At 70.4% G+C, this 23,556-nt stretch carries 15 protein-coding genes; 13 read left to right on the forward strand and 2 right to left on the reverse strand.

Going from position 1 to position 23,556, the window contains the following annotated elements; translation table 11 throughout:
• Positions 1–16 precede the first annotated feature (16 nt).
• A complete protein-coding gene (gene xylA, locus ACA089_RS14160) occupies positions 17–1,351 on the forward strand; it encodes a xylose isomerase (protein WP_372018019.1) in 1,335 nt (444 codons plus the stop codon).
• Positions 1,352–1,536: 185 nt separating this feature from the next.
• Here xylA and ACA089_RS14165 read toward each other — a convergent pair whose 3' ends face one another.
• Entirely contained in the window at positions 1,537–2,598 is a 1,062-nt protein-coding gene (locus ACA089_RS14165) for a LacI family DNA-binding transcriptional regulator (protein ID WP_372018021.1), read from the reverse strand.
• Between the two features lie 146 nt (positions 2,599–2,744).
• Here ACA089_RS14165 and ACA089_RS14170 point away from each other — a divergent pair, with 146 nt between their 5' ends.
• From ACA089_RS14170 to ACA089_RS14210, 9 genes are all read left to right on the forward strand, one after another.
• Positions 2,745–4,925 carry an alpha-glucuronidase family glycosyl hydrolase gene (locus ACA089_RS14170; RefSeq protein WP_372018023.1) on the forward strand — a complete coding sequence of 727 codons (2,181 nt, stop codon included), beginning with the start codon at positions 2,745–2,747 and terminating at the stop codon, positions 4,923–4,925.
• A 71-nt stretch (positions 4,926–4,996) separates the two neighbouring features.
• Positions 4,997–6,949 carry a sialate O-acetylesterase gene (locus ACA089_RS14175; RefSeq protein ID WP_372018948.1) on the forward strand — a complete coding sequence of 651 codons (1,953 nt, stop codon included), beginning with the start codon at positions 4,997–4,999 and terminating at the stop codon, positions 6,947–6,949.
• A complete protein-coding gene (gene manD, locus ACA089_RS14180; protein WP_372018025.1) occupies positions 6,946–8,202 on the forward strand; it encodes a D-mannonate dehydratase ManD in 1,257 nt (418 codons plus the stop codon). The genes ACA089_RS14175 and manD overlap by 4 nt, the downstream gene beginning before the upstream one ends.
• Before the next feature lie 42 nt (positions 8,203–8,244).
• The gene (locus tag ACA089_RS14185; RefSeq protein ID WP_372018026.1) at positions 8,245–9,954 is read left to right on the forward strand and encodes a glycoside hydrolase family 43 protein; all 1,710 of its coding nucleotides are present in this window, start codon (positions 8,245–8,247) and stop codon (positions 9,952–9,954) included.
• A 43-nt stretch (positions 9,955–9,997) separates the two neighbouring features.
• Entirely contained in the window at positions 9,998–12,748 is a 2,751-nt protein-coding gene (locus ACA089_RS14190; protein ID WP_372018028.1) for a glycoside hydrolase family 3 protein, read from the forward strand.
• Positions 12,749–12,938: 190 nt separating this feature from the next.
• A complete protein-coding gene (locus ACA089_RS14195) occupies positions 12,939–14,450 on the forward strand; it encodes a mannitol dehydrogenase family protein (protein ID WP_372018029.1) in 1,512 nt (503 codons plus the stop codon).
• Between the two features lie 144 nt (positions 14,451–14,594).
• Positions 14,595–15,443, forward strand: a complete 849-nt coding sequence (locus tag ACA089_RS14200) for a fumarylacetoacetate hydrolase family protein (RefSeq protein ID WP_372018031.1) — start codon at positions 14,595–14,597, stop codon at positions 15,441–15,443.
• A complete protein-coding gene (locus tag ACA089_RS14205) occupies positions 15,440–17,443 on the forward strand; it encodes a YjhG/YagF family D-xylonate dehydratase (RefSeq protein ID WP_372018033.1) in 2,004 nt (667 codons plus the stop codon). Before ACA089_RS14200 ends, ACA089_RS14205 begins: the two co-directional genes overlap by 4 nt.
• Entirely contained in the window at positions 17,440–18,750 is a 1,311-nt protein-coding gene (locus ACA089_RS14210; protein ID WP_372018034.1) for a GntT/GntP/DsdX family permease, read from the forward strand. Before ACA089_RS14205 ends, ACA089_RS14210 begins: the two co-directional genes overlap by 4 nt.
• A gap of 675 nt (positions 18,751–19,425) precedes the next feature.
• Here ACA089_RS14210 and ACA089_RS14215 read toward each other — a convergent pair.
• Positions 19,426–20,433: an integron integrase gene (locus ACA089_RS14215; protein ID WP_372018036.1), complete on the reverse strand. Its 1,008-nt coding sequence runs from the start codon at positions 20,431–20,433 to the stop codon at positions 19,426–19,428.
• A 1,251-nt stretch (positions 20,434–21,684) separates the two neighbouring features.
• On the opposite strand from ACA089_RS14215, the gene ACA089_RS14220 reads away from it, so the two are divergent.
• The 3 genes from ACA089_RS14220 (at position 21,685) to ACA089_RS14230 (ending at position 23,217) form a co-directional block, all read left to right on the forward strand.
• Positions 21,685–21,954, forward strand: coding sequence for a hypothetical protein (locus tag ACA089_RS14220; RefSeq protein WP_372018038.1), 270 nt, complete (start codon positions 21,685–21,687; stop codon positions 21,952–21,954).
• An 84-nt stretch (positions 21,955–22,038) separates the two neighbouring features.
• On the forward strand, positions 22,039–22,845 hold the full coding sequence (locus tag ACA089_RS14225; RefSeq protein ID WP_372018040.1) for an abortive infection family protein: 807 nt from the start codon (positions 22,039–22,041) through the stop codon (positions 22,843–22,845).
• Between the two features lie 57 nt (positions 22,846–22,902).
• The gene (locus ACA089_RS14230; RefSeq protein WP_372018041.1) at positions 22,903–23,217 is read left to right on the forward strand and encodes a hypothetical protein; all 315 of its coding nucleotides are present in this window, start codon (positions 22,903–22,905) and stop codon (positions 23,215–23,217) included.
• Positions 23,218–23,556 lie beyond the last annotated feature (339 nt).

The following is a 23,556-nucleotide window of genomic DNA, read 5'->3' on the forward strand; positions in this document are numbered from 1 at the left end:
CGACGGAAGCACAGACATGAGCAGCAAGCCCTTCATCGGCGCCAAGGAATATTTCCCCGGCATCGGCGCGATCCCCTACGAGGGTCCGAAGTCCGACAACCCGCTGGCCTTCAAGGTCTACGATGCCGACAAGGTGATCGGCGGCAAGACCATGCGCGAGCACCTGCGCTTCGCGGTCTGCTACTGGCACACCTTCTGCAACGCCGGCGCCGACCCGTTCGGCCCGGGCACCCGCCACTTCCCGTGGGAGCGCGACAACGCGATGGCCACGGCCGAGGCCAAGGTCGACGCGGCGTTCGAGTTCTTCACCAAGATCGGCGTGCCGTACTACTGCTTCCATGACGTCGACCTGGCGCCGGACGCCGAGGACGTCGGCCAGTACGAGAAGAACCTCAAGCACCTGGTCGGCCTGGCCAAGGAGCGCCAGAAGGCGACCGGCGTCAAGCTGCTGTGGGGCACGGCCAACCTGTTCTCGCACCCGCGCTACATGAACGGTGCCTCCACCAATCCCGACTTCAACGTCGTCGCGCGCGCCGCGGTGCAGGTCAAGTCGGTGCTGGACGCGGTGGTCGAGCTGGACGGCGAGCACTACGTGTTCTGGGGCGGCCGCGAAGGCTACGCCTCGCTGCACAACACCAACATGAAGCGCGAGCTCGAGCACTTCGCCCGCTTCCTGACCGTGGCCCGCGACTACGGCCGCAGCATCGGCTTCAAGGGCCAGTTCTTCATCGAGCCCAAGCCGATGGAGCCGATGAAGCACCAGTACGACTTCGACAGTGCCACCGTGGCCGGCTTCCTGAAGGAGCACGGGCTGGAGAAGGACTTCTCGCTCAATATCGAAGCCAACCACGCCACCCTGTCGGGCCACACGTTCGAGCACGACCTGCAGGTCGCGGCCGACCACGGCCTGCTGGGCAGCATCGACGCCAACCGCGGCAACGCGCAGAACGGCTGGGACACCGACCAGTTCCCGACCGACCTGTACGACACCGTCGGCGCCATGCTGGTGGTGCTGCGCCAGGGCGGCCTGCCGGGCGGCCTGAACTTCGACGCCAAGCCGCGCCGCGAGTCCACCGACATGGAGGACCTGTTCCTGGCCCACATCGGCGGCATGGACGCGTTCGCCAAGGGCCTGGAAGTGGCGCACGCCCTGCTCAACGACTCGCCGTGGGAGACCTGGCGCAAGGAGCGTTACGCCAGCTTCGACGGCGGTGCCGGCAAGGACTTCGAACTGGGCAAGCTGTCGCTGGCCGACCTGGCCGCGCTCGGCGCCAGGAACGGCGAGCCGAAGCAGATCAGCGGCAAGCAGGAACGCTACGAGAACCTGCTCAACCAGTACCTGCTGCGCTGAGGCGATACGCCGCTGCGGCGGCCGGTGCCCGCGTCCGCGCCCGAGGGAGGCGTGCGGGCGCGGGCCGCCACGGCGCCGGAGCGGCGGGTTCCACCCGTACGTGCTTCACCTGATCGAGGAGGGGATCGATGGGCGGCGACGCCGTCATCGCGCGCATCGTCATCGGGGCCGGCCGGCCCGCGCGGTCAGCCGCGCTTGCCCGGCGTGCCGACCGAACCGCGCACCACCAGCCGGTGCGGCACCACCTGGTCGACGAGGACGCGGGTGGTGCGGTCCCGGCGGCGGATGGTGCGCAGCAGGACGTCGATGGCCGCGTTGGCCATCGAGGCGATCGGCTGGTGGATGGTGGTCAGCTCCGGCCACACCGTGGTCGCCGAGGAACTGTCGTCGAAGCCCACCACCGACAGGTCGCGGGGAACGTCCAGCCCGCGCCGGTGCGCGACCGAGACCACCGCGGCGGCCATGTCGTCGTTGGAGGCGATGATCGCCGTGGGCGGGCGCTTGTGGGCCAGGATCTTCTCGCCGGTCTTCAGCCCGGAACGGTAGGTGTAGTCGCCCTGCTGGACCAGCGAGGCGTCGATCGCCAGCCCGGCCTCGAACATCGCGGTCTGGAAGCCCTCGTAGCGCCGCGCGCTGGCGCTCAGGTCCGGGCGTCCCTTGATGAAGCCGATGCGGGTGTGGCCCTGCGCGATCAGGTATTCGGCCAGTTCCTTGCCCGCGCGCAGGTCGTCGATGCGCACGCAGGAGATCTCGTCGCTGGAACGGCCCGCGGCAATCGCCACCACCGGCACGTCGGCACGCACGAATTCGCTGACCGCCGCGTGCGACTCGCACACCGGCGGCGGCAGGATGACCCCGTCCACCTTGCCGGCCATGGCCCGCGCGGCCTTGCGCTCGGCGTCGGCGTCGGCGTTGTCCCAGTAGTCGATCACCAGCTGGATCGACGTGCGCGAGGCCACGCGCAGCAGGCCGACCAGCATCTCGCGCAGGTAGGCGCCGCTGGGATTGTTGTAGACCAGGGCGATGCGGGTGTGCTGCGCGGCCGCCAGCGAACTGGCCGCCAGGTTGGGCGTGTAGTCCAGCTCGCGCACCGCCTGCATGACCCGCTCGCGGGTCGCGTCGCGGACCTTGCCCTGGCCGTTCATCACCCGCGACACGGTCATCGGCGACACGCCGGCGAGCGTGGCGACTTCGTCGATGGTGACGCCGCGGCTCTTGCGGCGCACCGATTTCCTCGGTTTCTCCAACGTGGGTCCCTTCGGTCGGTCGGCGGCAACGGGGGCCGGGTCGCCGCGGCCTGCGCCACGACCGGGCCGATGGATCCCCATCCCGTACCCGTACTCCGGAGGTTTTGATGGTATCGCTAACAGGTAGGACTGGCGAACAGGGTCGCATGCATGCGGCGGGGCGCCGCATCCGGCGGGGCCTGCGCCTGGCCGCCTGCTGGCTGGCGGCGCTGCTGCCCGCCGGCCCCGTGCTGGCCGAGGACGGCCATGACCTGTGGCTGCGCTACGTGCCGGTGCAGGAAGAGCGCGCCGCCGACTACCGCGCCCGCGCCACCGAACTGGTGGTCGCCTCGGCGACCCCGACCGGCCAGGCCACCCGCGAGGAACTGGTGCGCGGCCTGCGTGGCCTGCTCGGCACCGCGCCGGCGCTGGCCGCCCGCGCCGGCCGCGATGGCGCCGTGGTCGTGGGCACGCCGGCCGGTTCGCCGCAGCTGGCGGCGCTGGCACCGGACCTGGCCGCGCTGGGCGAGGAGGGTTACCTGATCCGCAGCCTGCCCATCGGCGGACGCAAGGCCACGGTGGTGGCCGCCAACACCGATCGCGGGGCGTTGTACGGCGCGTTCCACTTCCTGCGCCTGATCCAGACCGGCCAGCCGCTGCACGCGCTGGACATCCGCCAGGCACCGAAGACGAAGGTGCGCGTGCTCAACCACTGGGACAACCTGGACCGCTACGTCGAGCGCGGCTACGCCGGCGAGTCGATCTGGGACTGGCACCGGCTGCCGGGCTGGAAGGACCCGCGCTACACCGGTTACGCGCGTGCCAACGCCTCGATCGGCATCAACGGCACGGTGCTGAACAACGTCAACACCAGCGCGCAGATGCTCACGCCGATGTACCTGGAGAAGGCGGCGGCGCTGGCCGGCGTGTTCCGCCCGTACGGCATCAAGGTCTACCTGAGCGCGCGCTTCAGCGCACCGATCGAGATCGGCGGGCTGAAGACCGCCGACCCGCTCGACCCGGCGGTGCGCCGCTGGTGGAAGGCCAAGGCCGACGAGGTCTACCGCACCATCCCCGACTTCGGCGGCTTCCTGGTCAAGGCCAACTCCGAGGGCCAGCCCGGGCCGCAGGATTACGGCCGCTCGCACGCCGACGGCGCCAACATGCTGGCCGAGGCGCTGGCCCCGCATGGCGGCATCGTGATGTGGCGCGCGTTCGTCTATTCGCACGAGGAGCCCGACGACCGCGCCAAGCAGGCCTACACCGAGTTCGTGCCCTACGACGGCACGTTCGCCCCGAACGTGCTGGTCCAGGTCAAGAACGGCGCGATCGACTTCCAGCCGCGCGAGCCGTTCCATCCGCTGTTCGGCGCGATGCCGAAGACGCCGCTGATGATGGAGTTCCAGATCACCAAGGAGTACCTCGGCTTCGCCACCCACCTGGCCTACCTGGCGCCGCTGTACGAGGAGGCGCTGCGCGCCGACACGCAGGTGCGCGGGCCGGGTTCGACCGTGGCCAAGGTGGTGGACGGCTCGCTGGAAGGGCATGCGCTGACCGGCATGGCCGGCGTGGCCAACATCGGCAGCGACCGCAACTGGAGCGGCTCGCACTTCGACCAGGCCAACTGGTTCGCCTTCGGTCGACTGGCCTGGGACCCGTACCTGGAATCGGAAGCCATCGCCCGCGAGTGGGTGAAGATGACGTTCTCCACCGATCCGGCGGTGGTCGATCCGGTGGTGGCGATGATGATGGGCTCGCGCGAGGCGGTGGTCGACTACATGACCCCGCTCGGCCTGCACCACCTGATGGGCCGTGGCCACCATTACGGCCCGGCGCCGTGGGTCAGCGGCGGCCCGCGCGCGGACTGGACCTCGGTCTACTACCACCGCGCCGACGCGAAGGGCATTGGCTTTGACCGCAGCGCGACCGGCAGCAATGCCGTGGCCCAGTACGCCGCGCCGGTGGCCGCGCAGTTCGGCGACCTGGCCACCGTGCCGGAGGAGTTCCTGCTGTGGTTCCACCACGTGCCGTGGGACCACCGCATGGCCTCGGGCCGCACGCTGTGGGACGAGCTGGTGCACCGCTACGGCCGCGGCGTCGACTACGTGCGCGGCATGCGCACGACCTGGGACGGGCTGGCCGGCAAGGTCGACGCCGAACGGCACGCGCAGGTCGCCGCGTTCCTGGCGATCCAGGAGCAGGAGGCGCAATGGTGGCGCGACGCATCCATCGCCTATTTCCAGACGTTCTCGAAGCGGCCGCTGCCGGCCGGCGAAGCCGCGCCGCCGCACGACCTCGCGTACTACCAGTCGCTGCAGTTCCCGTTCGCGCCGGGAGACGGCAAGTGAGGGCGGTCGTCGAAGCGGGCGCGCGCCGCGCGCGCTGCCTGGCGGCGGCGGGGCTCGTCCTGGTGGCGGTGATGGCCGCCACTCCGGCGGCGCGCGCCGACGACGCGCCGGCGCCGCTGCTGCACGCCCTGTTCCAGGACCATGCGGTGCTGCAGCGTGGCCAGCCGGTGCGGGTCTGGGGCCAGGCACGACCCGGCCAGGAAGTGAAGGTCGAGCTGGCGGGGAAGCGCGTGCGTGCCCGTGCCGGCGAGGACGGCCGCTGGGACGCGCAGCTGCCGGCGATGAAGGCCGGCGGCCCGTACACGCTGACCGCCACGGCGGGCGAGGCCAGGCAGTCGGTCGCCGACGTGCTGGTCGGCGATGTCTGGTTGTGCTCGGGCCAGTCGAACATGGAACTGCAGGTGTGGCGCACGCTGGACGCGCGCGCCGAGATCGCCGGCGCCGGCAATGACCGCATCCGCCTGCTGACGGTGCCGCAGTCGGGCAATGCGCGGCCGCAGGCCACGTTTTCCAGCCCGGTGCGGTGGCAGCCGGTGAATCCGGACTCGGTGCGCGACTTCTCCGCCGCCTGCTACTACTTCGCGCGCGAACTGCAGAAGACCGTCGACGTGCCGATGGGCCTGGTCAACGCGGCCTGGGGCGGTTCGCGCATCCAGGCCTGGACCAGCGCGCCCGCCCTGCGCACCGCCGGCGGGTACGACGCCGAGCTGGACGTGCTCGCGCGCTACGCCGTCGATCCGGTCGCCGCGCTCGGCGACTGGGGCGCGCTGTGGCAGGGCTGGTGGTCCGGACGCCCGGGCGTGGCCGGCGGCGACGAACCCTGGAACGCGCATGGCGTGCCGGGCGGCGACTGGCGCACGGCGCCGGCGCAACTGGGCGCGTGGGAACGCTGGGGCGTACCGGAGCTGGCCGACTTCAATGGCATGGTCTGGTACCGCACCACGGTCGAGCTGACCGCCGCGCAGGCGGCGCAGGACGCGGTGCTGGCGCTGGGCCCGGCCGACGAGATCGACATGACCTGGGTGAACGGCCGCGCGGTCGGCAGCACCTACGGCGCCGGCCCGGGCCGCGAGTACCGGCTGCCACCGGGCCTGCTGCGCCCGGGCGCGAACACGGTGGTGGTCAACGTGCTCGACACCTACCGCGACGGCGGCCTCGGCGGGCCCGGTTCGGCGCACGTGCTGCACTTCGCCGACGGCGGCAAGGCGCCGCTGGACGGCCAGTGGCACTACCGGGTCGTCCCGCCGGAAGCCGGCACGCCGCCGCGCGCGCCGTGGCAGACCGCCGCCGGCCTGTCGACGCTGCACAACGGCATGATCGCGCCGCTTGGTCGCTACGGCCTGCGCGGCGCGCTCTGGTACCAGGGCGAATCGAACACCTTCGAACACGAGCGCTACGCCGACCTGCTGCGCACGTTGCGCCAGGACTGGCGCGCGCAGTTCGGCGCCGGCCTGCCGCTGCTGGTGGTGCAGCTGCCCAATTACGGCACGCCGGCGAGCAAGCCGGGCGAGAGCGACTGGGCGTCGATGCGCGCGGCCCAGCGCCAGGTCGCCGCCGAGGACCCGCGCACCGGCCTGGTGGTGGCGATCGACCTGGGCGACCGCTACGACATCCACCCGAGCAACAAGCAGGAGCTGGGCCGGCGCCTGGCCCGGGCCGCGCGCCATGTGGTGTACGGCGAGGCGCTTCCTGCCGCAGGTCCGGTGCCGCGATCGGCCAGCCGCAATGGCGACGCGGTCGTGGTCGAGTTCGGCGACGTCACCGACGGCCTGGTCGCCTATGGTGCCGACGGCCCGATCGGCTTCGAGCTGTGCGGCCCGGACAAGGGCTCCTGCCGCTATGCCGACGCCCGGATCTGGAACCACCGCGTGACCCTGCGCACGCCCGAGGCGCACGCCGCCACCCGCATCCGCTACTGCTGGGCCGACAGCCCGGTGTGCACCCTGTTCGACGGCGCCGGCCTGCCGGCCGGTCCGTTCGAGCTTTCCCTTTCCCCCATGCCCCACGACGACCACGCCCGATGAGCACGACCGCCCCCACCGAAACCACCACGCACGGCTCGAAGAATGACCGCGAGATCGTCGATGCCAAAGTCATCGTCACCTGCCCGGGCCGCAACTTCGTCACCCTGAAGATCACCACCCGCTCGGGCGTGTACGGCCTGGGCGACGCGACCCTCAACGGCCGCGAGCTGGCCGTGGCCTCGTACCTGCAGGACCACGTGGTGCCGAACCTGATCGGCCGCGACGCCGGCCGGATCGAGGACATGTGGCAGTTCCTGCACCGCGGCGCCTACTGGCGGCGCGGCCCGGTGACGATGAGCGCCATCGCCGCGGTCGACGTCGCGCTGTGGGACATCCTCGGCAAGATGGCCAACCTGCCGGTCTACCAGCTGCTCGGCGGCCGCTCGCGCGAAGGCGCGCTGGTCTACGGCCACGCCAACGGCCGCGACATCGCCGAGGCGTCCGACGCGGTCGGCAGGTTCATCGAGCAGGGCTTCCTGGCGGTGCGCGCGCAGTGCGGCGTGCCGGGTGTGAAGAAGGCCTACGGCATCTCCAACGCCAAGGGCTACGAGCCGGCCGAGAGCGAACTGCCGCTGGAGACGGTGTGGAACACGCCGCGCTACCTGGAGGTGGTGCCGCAGCTGTTCGAGCAGCTGCGCAAGGACCACGGCAACCACGTCGAGCTGCTGCACGACGTGCACCACCGCCTGACCCCCATCGAGGCCGCGCGCCTGGCCCGCGACCTGGAGCCGTACCGCCTGTTCTGGCTGGAGGACTCCACCCCGGCCGAGAACCAGAAGTCGTTCGAGCTGATCCGCAAGCACTCGGTCACCGCGCTGGCGGTGGGCGAGGTGTTCAACTCGATCTGGGACTGCAAGCACCTGATCGAGAACCAGCTGATCGACTACATCCGCACGACCATCGTCCATGGCGGCGGCATCACCCACGTGCGCCGGCTGGCCGACTTCGCCGCGCTGCACTCGGTGCGCACCGGCTTCCACGGCGCCACCGACCTGTCGCCGGTGACCATGGGCGCGGCGCTGCACTTCGACACCTGGGTGCCGAACTTCGGCATCCAGGAATACATGTTCCACACCGAGGAAACCGACGCGGTGTTCCCGCACGACTACGTCCTGCGCGCCGGCCGGCTGCATGTGGGCGACACGCCGGGCATTGGCGTGGACATCGACGAGAAGCTGGCGGCGAAGTACCCGTACGCGCCCAAGCAGCTGCCGGTCGCGCGGCTGGAAGACGGCTCGATGTGGGACTGGTGAGCACCAGCGCCGAAGCGATCGCATAACAGGAGGAACAGGCCGATGGGGAAGGGCGGGTCGATCAGGAACAGGTGGCGCGGGCTGGCGCTCGCGCTGGCCGCGTGCGCCCCGGTGGCGCACGCCGCCGGCGGCGCGGCGGCGCCGGCGGTCTTCGACTGGTTCGAGTACACCGGCCGCGACGCCGCGTTCGAAGCGCCGCTGCCGGCCGGCCACTACCGCAACCCGGTGCTGGCCGGCTTCCATGCCGACCCGAGCGTGACGGTGGGGCCGGACGGGACGTTCTACCTGGTCAACTCCAGCTTCACCTTCTTCCCCGGCGTGCCGGTGTTCAAGAGCACCGACCTGGTCCACTGGACCCAGGTCGGCAACGCCATCGAGCGGCCGGACACGCTGGACTTCGACGGCCTGGGCGTGTCGCGCGGCATCTTCGCCCCGGCGATCCAGTACCACGACGGCCTGTTCTACGTGGTCACCACCGCGGTGGACAGCGGCGGCAACTTCTTCGTCACCGCGAAGGACCCGGCCGGCCCCTGGTCCGAGCCGGTCTGGCTGCCGGGCATCGGCGGCATCGACCCGTCGCTGTTCTTCGACGAGGACGGCAAGGCCTACATCGTCAACAACGACGCGCCGGCCGGCACCCCGCGCTACGACGGCCACCGCGCGATCTGGATGCAGCAGATCGACGTCGCGGCAGGCAAGCCGGTGGGGCCGCGCAAGGTCCTGATCGACGGCGGGGTGAAGCCCGAAGAGAACCCGATCTGGATCGAAGGCCCGCACGTCTACAAGATCGACGGCTGGTACTACCTGTCCGATGCCGAGGGCGGCACCGGCCCGCAGCACTCGCAGGTGGTGCTGCGCAGCCGGAACGTATGGGGGCCGTACGTGCCCTACGAACGCAATCCGATCCTGACCCAGCGCGACCTGCCCGACGACCGCGCGCTGCCGGTGACCAACGCCGGCCACGCCGACCTGGTGCAGGGGCCGGACGGCAGCTGGTGGGCGGTGTTCCTGGCCAGCCGCAACTACGACGTGCGCCACTACAACACCGGCCGCGAGACCTGGCTGCTGCCGGTGACGTGGAAGGACGGCTGGCCGGTGATCCTCGATCCCGGCCAGGCGATCCCCTACGTGGCCAAGGCGCCGTCGTTCATGCGCGGCGACGCCTCGCAGGCGCCGAACACCGGCAACTTCACCTGGCGCGACGAGTTCGACGCGCCGGCGCAGCGCCGCGAATGGCTGTCGGTGCGCGTGCCCAGGCACGCCTGGGCCGACTTCACCGCCACGCCGGGCGCGCTGTCGATCCACCCGCGGCGCGAAGGCCTGGACACGCTCGGCAATCCCTCGTTCCTGGCCCGCCGCCAGCAGCACCTGGTGTTCGAGGCCAGCACCGCGCTGGCGCGGCCCGAGCGCGGCATCGCCGCCGGCCTGGCCGCGTTCCAGAACGAGAAGTACTGGTACTTCCTCGGCGTGCGCCGCGCCGGCGACGACGGCACCGAGGTGTTCCTGGAGAAGCGCGCGGGCGAGGGTCCGTCGGAGATCGTCGCCATGCGCGCGGCCGGTCCGGCGCAGGCACTGAAGCTGAAGGTCAGCGGCGAGGAGGGCGACTACGGCTTCGCGTACGACGCCGGCGACGGCCGCGGCTGGCAATGGCTGGCCCGCGACCAGGACGGCACCGTGCTGAGCACCGAGACCGCCGGCGGTTTCGTCGGCGCCATGGTCGGCCCGTACGCGCGCGACGAACGCGCACCGTGACACCGCACGAATGACGATGACGAACTCCAGGGAGGCAGGGCCCATGCAGTCGAACACGAGGACCGCGCGCGACGCGGCGAACCATCGCACCACCCCCGCACCGCGCCGCCGCGCGCTGGCCCGCTGGTGCGCCGCCGCGCTGCTGGCCACCGTCCCCGCGCTGCAGGCCCACGCCGCCGACGCACGGCCGTGGCTGGACACCCAGCGCAGCTTCGAGGAGCGCGCCGCCGCGCTGGTGTCGCAGATGACGCTGGAGGAGAAGGCTGCGCAGATGCAGAACGACAGCCCGGCGATCGAGCGCCTGGGGGTGCCGGCCTACGACTGGTGGAACGAAGCGCTGCACGGCGTCGCCCGCGCCGGCGGGGCCACCGTGTTCCCGCAGGCGATCGGCATGGCCGCCAGCTTCGACATCCCGCTGATGGACCAGGTCGCCGCGGCGATCAGCGACGAGGCACGCGCCAAGCACCACCGCTTCTTCGCCGAGGGCAAGCACGGCCGCTACCAGGGCCTGACCTTCTGGTCGCCGAACATCAACATCTTCCGCGACCCGCGCTGGGGCCGCGGCCAGGAGACCTACGGCGAGGATCCCTACCTGACCTCGCGCATGGGCATCTCGTTCGTGCGCGGCCTGCAGGGCATGGACCCGGTGACCGGCGCGCCGCTGGACCCGACCTACCGCAAGCTCGACGCCACCGCCAAGCACTTCGCCGTGCACAGCGGCCCGGAGGCCGACCGCCACACCTTCGACGTGCATCCGTCCAAGCGCGACCTGTACGACACCTACCTGCCGGCGTTCGAGGCGCTGGTCAAGGAAGGCGACGTCTACGCGGTGATGGGCGCCTACAACCGCGTCTACGGCGAATCGGCCAGCGCCAGCCAGTTCCTGCTGCTGGACACCCTGCGCCGCGACTGGGGCTTCAAGGGCTACGTGATGTCCGACTGCTGGGCCATCCGCGACATCTGGGAGAACCACAAGATCGTGGCCACTCCCGAGGAAGCGGCGGCGCTGGCGGTGAAGAAGGGCACCGAGCTGAACTGCGGCAGCACCTACGCCAAGCACCTGCCGCTGGCGGTGAAGCAGGGGCTGATCACCGAGGCCGAACTGGACGACGCGCTGGGCCGCCTGTTCACCGCGCGGATGCGGCTGGGCATGTTCGACCCGCCGCAGCAGGTGAAATGGGCGCAGATCCCGTATTCGGTCAACCAGTCGGCCGCGCACGACGCGCTGGCGCGGAAGATGGCGCAGGCCTCGATGGTGCTGCTGAAGAACGACGGCGTGCTGCCGCTGTCGCGCGACACGAGGAAGATCGCGGTGGTCGGCCCGACCGCCGACGACACCATGGCCCTGCTCGGCAACTACTACGGCACCCCGGCCGCGCCGGTCACCGTGCTGGCCGGCCTGCGCGCGGCGCTGCCGGATGCGCAGATCACCTACGCGCGCGGCGCCGACCTGGTCGAAGGCCGCAACGACCCGGCCGCCACGCCGCTGGTCGAGGCGCAGTTCCTGCGCCCGTCCGCCGACTCGCCCGAGCGCGGCCTGCGTGGCGAGTACTTCCGCAACACCGACCTGTCCGGCACGCCGGCGCTGGTGCGGGTCGACCCGGTGATCGGCTTCAGCTGGGACCGCGGCTCGCCGACCGACAACCTGATGGCCCGTGGCGAGGCCGGCCCGGACGAGGCGGTGCCCAGCGACAACTTCTCGATCCGCTGGAGCGGCCAGCTGCTGCCGCCGGTGTCGGGCGAGTACGAGCTCGAGGCGGCCGCCAACGACGGCGTGCGCGTGTACCTGGATGGCAAGCGCGTGATCGACCACTGGGAAAAGGCCGACCGGCTGACCTCGCACGGCGCGAAGGTGACGCTGCAGGCCGGCCGCGCCTACGACCTCCGCCTGGAATACCAGGAGCAGGAACGCGATGCCGGCGTGCGCCTGGCCTGGCGCATGCCCGGCGCCAAGCCCGCGTTCGAGGAAGCGGTGGACGCGGCGCGCGACGCCGACGTGGTGGTGTTCGTCGGCGGCCTGACCGGCGACGTCGAAGGCGAGGAGATGAAGGTCAACTACCCGGGTTTCGCCGGCGGCGACCGCACCGACACCCGCCTGCCCGCGACCCAGCAGAAGCTGCTGGAGGCCGTGCACGCGACCGGCAAGCCGGTGGTGCTGGTGCTGACCACCGGTTCGGCGCTGGCGGTGGACTGGGCCAAGCAGCACCTGCCGGCGATCCTGGTCGCCTGGTACCCGGGCCAGCGCGGCGGCAGCGCGGTCGCCGACGTGCTGCTCGGCGACGCCAACCCCGCCGGCCGCCTGCCGGTCACCTTCTACACCGCCGACGCGAAGATGCCCGCGTTCTCCGACTACACCATGGACGGACGCACCTACCGCTACTACGACGGCCAGCCGCTGTACCCGTTCGGCCACGGCCTGTCGTACACCCGGTTCGGCTACTCGGCGCTGGCGCTGGACCGCGCGCGTGCGGCGGCGACCGATCCGGTCACGGTCTCGGTCAAGGTGAAGAACACCGGCACCCGCGCCGGCGAGGAAGTGGTGCAGCTGTACCTGCATCCGCTCGACCCGGCCCGCGACCGCGCGGCGAAGGAACTGCGCGGCTTCCAGCGCGTGGCGCTGCAGCCGGGCGAGGAACGCACGCTGCAGTTCACCGTGGTGCCGGAGAAGGACCTGCGCACCTGGGACGAGAAGGCCGGGGCCTACGTGGTCGACCCGGGCCGCTACGAAGTGCAGGTCGGCGCGTCCAGCGCCGACATCCGCGCCCGCGTGCCGCTCACGGTGGGCAGGCGCTGACCCCGTTGTACCGGCCGTTCCGCTCCCCGGAGGGGCGGCCGGGCGAGGCGAGGCGGAGCCGGCGGCGACTCTCCCAGGTCGCCGGCTTCGCCGGACCTCTTTCTTCCGCATGCCGGCCCCCGTCCGGCATCGATGCCTGCGGCGGCACCTGCGCCTGCGGCATCCGCACTTCCAGGAACCGATGATCCCGATGTCCGTGACTTCCGCCGTCCCCCGCCTGTCCGATGCCACCCTCGCCGCGCTGCCGGCAGCGGTACGGCGTCCCGCCTACGATCGCGCCGGCACGCGCATCGGCGTGGTCCACTTCGGCCCCGGCGCGTTCCATCGCGCGCACCAGGCCGTGTACTTCGACGACCTGCTCGCGTCCGATCCGGACTGGGCGATCAGCGCGGTGTCGCTGCACAGCGCCGGCGTGCGCGACGCGCTGCGCCCGCAGGACGGCCTGTACACGCTGGCGCTGCTGGACCAGGCGCAGGCCGACGGGTCGCCGGCGCTGCGCGTGGTCGGCTCGATCCGCGAAGTGCTGTGCGCGCCGGAGGAGGGCGCGGCGGTGCTGGCGCGGCTGGCCGACCGCGACGTGCGGCTGGTGACCCTGACCATCACCGAGAAGGGCTACTGCCTGTCGCCGGACGGGGTGGACCTGCAGCACCCGGACATCGTGCGCGACCTGGCCACGCTTGACGCGCCGACCCGTGCACCCGTCAGTGCGCCCGTCAGTGCCATTGGCTGGCTGGTCGCCGGCCTGCGCGCGCGCCGCGCGCAGGGGCTGGAGCCGTTCACCGTGCTCAGCTGCGACAACCTGGCCGACAACGGCGGCCGCCTGCGCCGCGCGGTGCTGCAGTTCGCGCGCCAGTCCGATCCCGCGCTGGCCGACTGGATCGACACCGAAGTCGCATTCCCGCGCTCGATGGTCGACAGCATCACCCCGGCCACCGACGACGCGCTGCGCGCCCGGGTCGCCGCGCAGCTCGGCATGGACGACGCCTGGCCGATCCAGCGCGAGCCGTACACGCAGTGGGTGGTGGAAGACGATTTCCGCAACGGCCGCCCGCCGCTGGAGCGCGCCGGCGTGGTCCTGAGCGACGACATCGCCGGCTACGACAAGGCCAAGCTGCGGCTGCTCAATGCGCCGCATTCCACGCTCGCCTACCTCGGCTCGCTGATGGGGATCGAGGCGGTGGCCGACGCGATGCGCGAGCCGGCGCTGGCCGGTTTCGTCGCCAGGCTGATGCACGAGGACATCGTGCCGTCGCTGCAGCTGCCGCAGGGCTTCGATCCGGACGCGTACATCGAGGCGATCCTGGCCCGCTTCCGCAACCCGGCCATCCGCCACCTGCTCGCGCAGATCGCCTGGGACGGCTCGCAGAAGATCCCCGTGCGCCTGCTCGGCACGATCGCCGAGGCGCTGGCCGCCGGCCGCGCCGTCGACCGGCTGTGCCTGCCGGTGGCCGGCTGGCTGCGGTTCGTGCGCCGCCAGTCGCTGGCGGGCGTGGCGATCGTCGATCCGCTGGCCGACGCGCTGGCGCGGATCGGCGCGGCCACCACCGGCGAAGCCGCGCACGACGTCGATGCGTTCCTCGCGCTCGATGGCGTGTTCGGCCCGCTGGCCGGCGACGCGCGTTTCGTCGAGGCGTTGCGCCGCGCGTACGCCGCGCTCGGCGACGGCTCGCCGGCCGCGGTGGCGCGCGCGCTGGCGGCGTGACGTCGGAGGGCCATGCCGCGAGCCCCAGGCATCGGCGGTCCGGCCCTCCGTGTTGAAGCGGTACCTCCGGCGCCCGCCCGGAGGGCGATGCAAGGAAAGCGCGTCCCGGAGTAGCTGTTCCCACCCTGTCCCGTGGAGCCCCACATGCCTGCGACCCTGACCCGCCACACCACGCCCGACGGCCCGCGCTGGGCGCTCGATGGCCACTGGCTGCCGGCCGACTTCCACCTCGGGGCCTGGCTGGCGCTGCCGGCGGCGCAGGCCGACGCGCAGCTGGCCGCGCTGCCGCGCGGCGGCGCGGTCGGCGATGCGCCGCGGCTGGCGCCGATCGAGGACGCGCAGGAAGCCTGGGCCAGCGGCGTGACCTACCTCAGCAGCCGGATGGCGCGCGAGGCCGAATCGCAGAACGCCGACGTCTACGCCAAGGTCTATTCGGCGGCGCGGCCGGAGCTGTTCTTCAAGGCCGCCGGCTGGCGCGTGCGCGGTCCCGGCGCCGGCATCCGGGTGCGCGCCGACAGCCACTGGAACGTGCCCGAGCCCGAGCTGGTCCTGCTGGTCGACGCGGCCGGCACGATCCGCGGCTGCACCGCCGGCAACGACGTGTCCTCGCGCAGCATCGAAGGCGAGAACCCGCTGTACCTGCCGCAGGCCAAGGTCTACGACGGCGCCTGCGCGATCGGCCCGGCGATCCGCCTGTGCGGCGCCGACGCGCTGCGCGACCTGCCGATCTCGCTGGCCATCGACCGCGGCGGCACCCGCGTGTTCTCCGGCGCCACCCGCACCTCGCAGATCAAGCGCACGCTGGAAGAGCTGGCCGGCTACCTGTGCCGCGAGCTGAGCTTCCCGCACGGCGCGTTCCTGTTCACCGGCACCGGCGTGGTCCCCGGCGAGGACTTCACCCTGCAGGCCGGCGACGTGGTGCGCATCGACATCGACGGGCTGGTGCTGGAGAACGCGGTCGAAGACGCCGCGCCCGGGAGCGCGGCGCCATGAGCGCGCCCGGCGAGCTCGACGCCATCCTCGGCGACGGCGCGCCGCTCGCCAGCACGCGCACCTCCGGCGAAGGCCCGCACGGGCACCTGCCGATCGACGCGCGGATGCTGCGCGAGGCCGCCAGCGGCGACCTGTTCGGCCTGACCCAGAACGCCGGCATGGGCTGGCGCGCCAGCGAGGTCGCGCGCGACCCGTACCTGATCGTCAGCACCCAGGGCGGCCTGCGCGGCGCCGACGGCACGCCGCTGGCGCTGGGCCTGCACACCGGCCACTGGGAGATCGACCGGCTGGTGCGCACCGCCGCCGAGACCTTCGCCGCCCACGGCGGGTTGCCGTTCTCGGTGATGTGCTCGGACCCGTGCGACGGCCGCACCCAGGGCACGACCGGCATGTTCGACAGCCTGCCGTACCGCAACGATGCGTCGATCGCGATGCGCCGGCTGATCCGCTCGCTGCCCACGCGCCGCGGCGTGCTCGGCATCGCCACCTGCGACAAGGGCCTGCCGGCGATGATGCTGGCGCTGGCCGGATGCAGCGACCTGCCCGGCGTGATCGTGCCCGGCGGTGTGACGCTGCCGGCGCGCGGCGCCGAGGACGCCGGCCAGGTGCAGACCATCGGCGCGCGCTTCGCGCACGGGCTGATCGACCTGGAGCACGCCGCGGCGATGGGCTGCCGCGCCTGCGGCTCGCCCGGCGGCGGCTGCCAGTTCCTCGGCACCGCGGCGACCTCGCAGGTGGTGGCCGAAGCCCTCGGCATCGCCTTGCCGCACAGTGCGCTGGCGCCGTCCGGCGAGCCGGCGTGGACCGACATGGCGCGGCGCTCGGCACTGGCGTTGCTGCGCATGGCCGGGCAGGGCACGCCGCTGTCGGCGGTACTGACCCGCCAGGCGGTGGAGAACGCGCTGCTGGTGCATGCCGCGTTCGGCGGTTCGACCAACCTGCTGCTGCACGTGCCGGCGATCGCGCACGCCGCCGGCGTGACGCGGCCGACCGTGCAGGACTGGATGGCGGCCAGCCGCGCCACCCCGCGCCTGGTCGACGCGCTGCCCAACGGCCCGCGCCACCACCCGACCGTGCAGGTGTTCATGGCCGGCGGCGTGCCCGAGGTGATGCTGCGCCTGCGCGACATGGGCCTGCTGCACCTGGACGTGCCGACCGTGAGCGGACGCACCGTCGGCGAGAACCTGGCCTGGTGGGAGCACAGCGCCACCCGCGCCGCCGCCCGCGCGCGGCTGCGCGAACTCGACGGCGTCGATCCCGACGTGGTGATCATGGGCCCGGACGCGGCGCGCAAGGCCGGCCTGTCGAGCACGATGGTGTTCCCGGTCGGCAACCTCGCCCCGCAGGGCGCGGTGATCAAGGCCACCGCGATCGATCCTTCGCTGGTCGACGAAGGCAACGTCTACCGGCATACCGGCCCGGCACGCGTGTTCGCCTCCGAGCACGACGCGATCCGCGCGATCAAGAGCAAGGGCGACGACGCGGTGCGCGCCGGCGACGTGGTCGTGCTCGCCGGCTGCGGGCCGATGGGCACCGGCATGGAAGAAACCTACCAGCTCACGTCCGCACTGAAGTACCTGCCGTGGGGCAAGCACGTGGCGGTGCTGACCGACGCGCGCTTCTCGGGCGTGTCCACCGGCGCCTGCATCGGCCACGTCGGCCCGGAGGCGCTGGCCGGCGGCCCGCTGGGTCGGCTGCGCGACGGCGACATCGTGCGCATCGAGATCGACCGCGCGAGGCTGGAAGGGCGCGTGGATTTCATCGGCGAGGATGCGCAGCGGCCGCTCGATGCGGATGCCGCCGCCGCGGTGCTGGCCGCGCGCCCGCTGCATCCGGCGATCGCCCCGCATCCCCGGTTGCCGGACGACACCCGGCTGTGGGCCGCGCTGCAGGACGCCGGCGGCGGCACCTGGGCCGGCTGCGTGTACGACGTGGACGCGATCATCGAGACGCTGCGCGCCGGGCGCGAGGCGCTGGCCGGCAAGGGGTGCAGCGCATGACCGTCTTCCTGGTCATCGCCGCGGCGATCGCGCTGCAGATCTTCCTCACCGCGCGCAAGCTGAGCCCGTTCCTGTCGCTGCTGGTGGTGGCGATCCCGATGGGCCTGCTGCTGGGCATGACGCCGCAGGAGCTGCTCAAGACCATCGACGCCGGCGTCGGCAGCACCCTGGGCGGGCTGGCGCTGGTGATCGTGCTCGGCGCGATCCTGGGCAAGGTGCTGGAGGAGAGCGGGGCGGCGGAGAAGATCGCCATCACCCTGATCGCCCGCTTCGGCGAGCGGAACATCCAGTGGGCGCTGCTGCTCACCGGCTTCCTGGTCGGCATCCCGCTGTATTTCAATGCCGGCTTCATCATCCTGGTGCCGCTTATCTTCTCGCTCGCGCGCAGGACCGGCCTGCCGATCCTGTACCTGGCCATCCCGACGGTGGCCTCGCTCAGCACCACCCACTGCTTCCTGCCGCCGCACCCGGGCCCGGTGGTGCTGGTCAACGCGTTCGGCGCCGACATGGGCCTGACCCTGGTGTACGGCATCGCGATGGCGGTCCCGGCGGTGGTCGTCGCCGGGCCCTGGCTGGGCCGGCGCCTGCAGGCGATCAACCCGCCGCTACCGGACCTGTTCACCGCCAGCGAAGCGCCGCGCGAGCTGCCGGGCGCGTGGTGTTCGTTCCTGATCGCGCTCTCGCCGGTGCTGCTGATCAGCGCCTCGGTGCTGGCCGACGCGCTGCTGCCCGACGGCGTGTGGCGGACCGCGCTGCTGTTCCTGGGCAATCCCACCGTGGCCCTGCTGCTGGCCACGCTGGTCGCGTTCTGGTGGCTGGGGTATCGCCGCGGCGTGGGCCTGGAGGTGCAGACGCGCTGGCTCAATGCCGCCATCGCCGGGATCGCGGTGATCCTGCTGATCATCACCGCCGGCGGCGTGTTCAAGCAGGTGCTGGTGGACAGCGGCGTCGGCGCCCGCATCGCCGCGCTCAGCGCCAGCTGGCACATGCCGCCGCTGGTGTTCGCCTGGCTGGCCACCGCGATCCTGCGGGTGATGATCGGCTCGGCCACCGTCGCGGTGATCACCGCCGCCGGCATTGTCAGCCCGCTGATCGCCAGCACCGGCGCCTCGCCGGAGCTGATGGTGCTGGCGGTGGGCGCCGGCAGCGTGTTCGGCTCGCACGTCAACGACTCCGCGTTCTGGATGTTCAAGGAGTTCTTCGGCCTGTCGATGAAGCAGACCTTCCAGTCGTGGACGGTGATGGAGTCGCTGATCTCGGTGATCGGGCTGGCGGGGGTGCTGGTCCTGGAGCGGGTGGTGGGGTGAGCCGGCGGACGCCGCAGATCGCGGCATGAACGCCGGCGTTGCCGCGGGAACCTGGCCCCCGCGGTCCCGATCGCCCGCCTCCCCGTCCAGCGCGCAAGCCACGGAGCCTTGCGCGCACGGCAAAGGGCCCCGTGACCGGAGTTCCCGGGCCTCGCGCGCGAGGCACATCGCCTTGCGACCGGAGCCCTGGAGCCTGGTGCGCGAGGCAAAAAGCCCCGCGATCGGAGCCCTCGAGCCCCGTGCGCAAGGCAAAAAGCCTTGCGCGCAAGCCTCCGAGCCTTGCGATCGGAGCCCTGGAGCCCCGTGCCTAAGGCAAAAAGCCCCGCGATCGGAGCCCTGGAGCCCCGTGCGCAAGGCAAAAAGCCCCGCGATCGGGGCCCTGGAACCTCGTGCGCAAGGCAAAAAGCCTTGCGATCGGAGCCCTGGAGCCCCGTGCCCATGGCATAAAGCCCCGTGATCGGAGCCCTGGCGCCCCGTGCGCGAGGCCAAAAGCCCCGTGATCGGGCCCCGGAGCCCCGTGCGCAAGGCAAAAAGCCTCGTGATCGGAGCCCTGGAGCCTCGTGCGCAAGGCGAAAAGCCTTGCGCGCAAGCCTCCGACCCTTGCGCGCAGGCCCGGAAGCCTTGCGCGCAGCGCCTGGGGCCTTGCCGGCTTGCCGCCGCCGGCCGCGCGACCCGTCAGCGGTCCAACGGACTCAGCACCCCGTGCGCGCCCCGGTTGAGGACATGGGTGTAACGCTGCGTGGTCGCCACGTCCTTGTGGCCGAGCAGCTCCTGCACCGTGCGGATGTCGGCCCCGGCTTCCAGCAGGTGGGTGGCGAAGCAGTGGCGCAGGGTGTGCGGCGTGACCGGCCGGTCGAAGCCCGACTCCAGCGCCGCCCGCCGCACCGCCTTCTGCAGCACCTTCTCGTCGATGTGGTGGCGCCGCTGCACGCCATCGCGCGGGTCCACCGAGAGGCGCGTGGCCGGGAACACGTACCGCCAGGCCAGCTCCACCGCCGCGTTCGGATACTTGCGCGCGAGCGCATGCGGCAGGTGCACGCGGCCGAACCCCGCCGCGAGGTCGCGCGCGTGCAGCACGCGCACCTCGGCCAGCTGGCGCGCCAGCGCTTCGCGCAGCGCCGCCGGCAGCACGGTCATCCGGTCCTTGCCGCCCTTGCCGTCGCGCACGAGCAGTTCGTTGCGCGCCAGGCCCACGTCCTTGACCCGCAACCGCACGCATTCCATGAGGCGCAGGCCGCTGCCGTAGAGCAGGCCGGCCATCAGCGCCTCGCGCCCGGCCAGGCGGGCGAGCAGCTGCCCGACCTGCGCCCGCGACAGCACCACCGGCAGCCGCTGCGGCCGCCTGGCCCGGACCACGTTCTCCATCCACGGCAGCTCGATCCCCAGCACCTCCCGGTAGAGGAACAGCAGCGCCGACAGGGCCTGGTTCTGGGTGCTGGCGGCGACGTGGTCGCGGGTCGCCAGGCGGGTGAGGAAAGCCTCCACCGCCACCCCGTCAAGTTCGCGCGGATGCCGCGGCAGGTTCGCCCGGATATACCGGCGGATCCAGTACAGGTACGCCTGCTCGGTGCGCAGGCTGTAGTGCCTGAGCCGCATCCGGCCGCGCACCTGCTCCAGCAGGCGCGGCTCCCCGCCCTGGCGTCCGCCGGAAGATATCGGGGTGTGCTCGCCGTCATAAGACATATCGGGGCCTCCTTGCCGCCTTTACCCGGCAGCGTGGCCCCGTCGCGGACCCCGGCGGTATCGGCCAAGTCCGTGATCGGCGTAGGAGTTTCTCGATTGACGGCCCGCCGGACGTGGCCACAGACTCGGCGCTACACCCCTGCTGGGGGTCTACTGGTAGTTAGGCGGGTTGTGGCGTTCGTGTTTGGGGTGGGTCGTCGGACTTCGGTAGGGGAATCGCAATGGATCGTTGGCGTGCGGCATCGCAGCGGGTCGGACGCGGGGAAGGCGTTCGGTCGGCGCGCGTCTCGCACAATCACCAGGCTGGCGCTTCGGCTATCCAGGCTTCTTGCCTGATGGGTCGCCGGCCTAACCACTCGTTCAAGGCGATGCCGCTTCGCGGCACGCCTTAACTCCGGCGTTAGGCGCGATGAAGCTAAGTGGGTCTATCAGCAAGCTTGGACTCTTTCTGGCGGTTTCAATGCTGGCGGCTGGCGGCTACCTCACGGCCTTTCCCGCGGACATGGTCGCCTCGCATCCAAATATGATGCCCCGTGGGAATACACCTTCGCGCTTCGTCACGCCCACGCAGCATGTGACTCCCGCGCAATCCAGGTTCCATGGAATTGCGTTGATGGTTTTTGGCCTGGTTGTTGGTGCCGTCTCGCTGTACCGGCCCAAGGAGTGACCCAGCAATGCTGAAGTTTGCGCCTAACAACTCAATCAAGCCGAACTGGCTTCGCCAGTCGGCTTATCTCGGGCGTTAGAGCCCTTATGACGCGGAATCGCGACTTGAAAGGAATAGCCAACAGCCTTGTTGAGACTTTCATCAGTCGCAACAACGACGTGTCTGGATATTGGGGTATCGGTAAGCTCTACCAAGATGCGCTGACGCACTCGGCTTCAAGCATCGACCTGGATCTCTTGATTGGCATCTCGCAGCCAAACACCCCCGTTACCCGAGCGGTTGTTCTGCACTACGCCACTTACTTAACATCTAGGCTGGATGGGCTGGCCATCAGTGCCGCTCATATAACTCTTGAGTTCGGAGCCCTCGTACCACACACAAAGCCCTCGCGGCTCACTTATGGCGATCCATTTGTTTGCGCTGTATCGCTCACTTCGATGCAAGGCCGCACATATGTAGCCTCACGCGTCGGTCATTGCGCGCCACACTCTCCGCGAGAGCTCCGTCGTAATCGGGCGGGCTCTAACAATTCATTCAAGCCGAACCCGCTTCGCGGGTCGGCTTAATTCAGGCGTTAGGTGGCCATGGAAGAGCTTCGCGAACTCGAAGAGACTCTGCGCGACCTTGTTCGGCAACTTGGCGAGCCGGAAGCCAAGCAATGGCGCAAACGCGTCGAGAAATACGTCGATCAGATTGCTTCCGGAAGCACATCTGGCACTCCTGCATTTTTGGCAATGTATCAGGGCGGCATGGGATCATTTCTAGACTTGCAGGGAGCCAACCCGGAGTCGCATCGGGAGCTACTCGCCTTGCGAGACCGCGCGTATGACTTGGCCAATCGCATCCGCAGATGAATCTCGCAAGCTGGCCACCTAACAGTTCCTTCAAGCCGACGCCGCTTCGCGGCGCGGCTTAACTCCGGCGTTAGCCATCACACTATGCGTCAGTTGATTCCCGCAGCAGTCCTCGCACTTACCGCTGAGCTCAGCTCCGAGCGCGAGACGCACGCCACCTTGGACAGCCTCTTTACGTATGCCGGCGCGCCTGGCGATCCGCCAGAGGGAAGCAAGCACGCTAAAGCTCTGGCTTGGCTGCGCCGTGCCAATAGCGAGTCTGCCAACCCGCTGCAGGTGTTAGGTCGCATCCTCGAAGGCTACATGGAGCAGGTACTAGACCCGAACGACCGCTGGGACAAGGAAAAGATTGCCCAACGTGACAAGTTGGTCCGCGCACTGGCAGACGCCAATCTTCAATATGTCAAAGGTGGCCGAGTCGTCGGGGCCATGGGCACACCGACCAGAACCTTGTCGGAGTTCATTCGCGAGGGTGACCTAGAGTCAATAGATCAAGAATTTCAGCGCGCGGTCCAGAACGCCGCGACCTCCCCCCGTGAGGCCGTGTCTGCTGCAAGCAACATTCTTGAATCCGTGTGCAAGATCGTGATCTCGGATGAGGGTTTGCCCATGCCCTCCAAGCAGGACCTACAGTCAGTGTGGAGTGTTGTGCGCAAGCACCTTGGGATTGATCCGAGCAAGATCGAAGATCAGGATCTTCAGCAGATTCTTACTGGGCTCATTTCCGTCGTACATGGCATCGGATCGCTGCGTACGCATGCGAGTTCGGCACACGGCGCGGGCAAGGCACCGTACCGCTTGGAGCCGCGTCACGCCCGGTTGGCTATTCATGCGGCTCACACTCTGGCGCTCTTCGTGCTCGAGTCTTGGAGGAAACGAGGCAATGGCTAACAATTCGTCCAAGCCGACGCCGCTTCGCGGCGCGGCTTAACTCAGGTGTTAGGCCGCATGACCAACTTCACGCTCCCTTTGTTCTTTGCACTGTTCTGCCTCGCCATTGTTTGGCTGGTACTAGTGCAAATGCTTTTTCGGGCCTTGGCCGACAAGCATCCCGAGATGCACCAACGCATTGGCAGCCCTCGCGGCTTTGGGGCTCAGGCTACGTCCGCGCTTCTCAGCTTCCTGCTTACTCGCAAACCCGAATCATTGGGTGATCGCGCGGTTCTGTTACAGGCCAACGTCATGCGCGTTTTGCTGGTCGTCTACGTGGCCAGCTTTGCCATACTCGTCTACGGCATCATGTCGGCGCAGAATGCGGCCTAACAACTCATTCAAGCCGAACTGGCTTCGCCAGTCGGCCTAACTCCGGCGTTGGGCCACAGGAGGGTCGATGAAGGACTTCAAGAGGTGGCTAGCCATCTTTCTTCCAGCAATCGGATGCCTCGCTCCTGGCTTGGTTGGCGTCACGATTGGCCGCACGTATGCAGCGGCTCTGGGTACCTCTCCCTCTTGGCTAGGCCCGGCAGTCCTTGTCGGCTCAATCGCGTTGGTACTTGTGGGTGTTCTCTTGCTGCCTGCTGCTTTCAGGTCGCTGAGGCGCGGCAGGCGCGCGGCCTGACTATCCACTCAAGCCGGCACCGGTTCGCGGTGCGGCGTAACTCC

It is taken from the genome of Pseudoxanthomonas fibrivorans, from assembly GCF_041464125.1.
Classification (GTDB): Bacteria; Pseudomonadota; Gammaproteobacteria; order Xanthomonadales; family Xanthomonadaceae; genus Pseudoxanthomonas.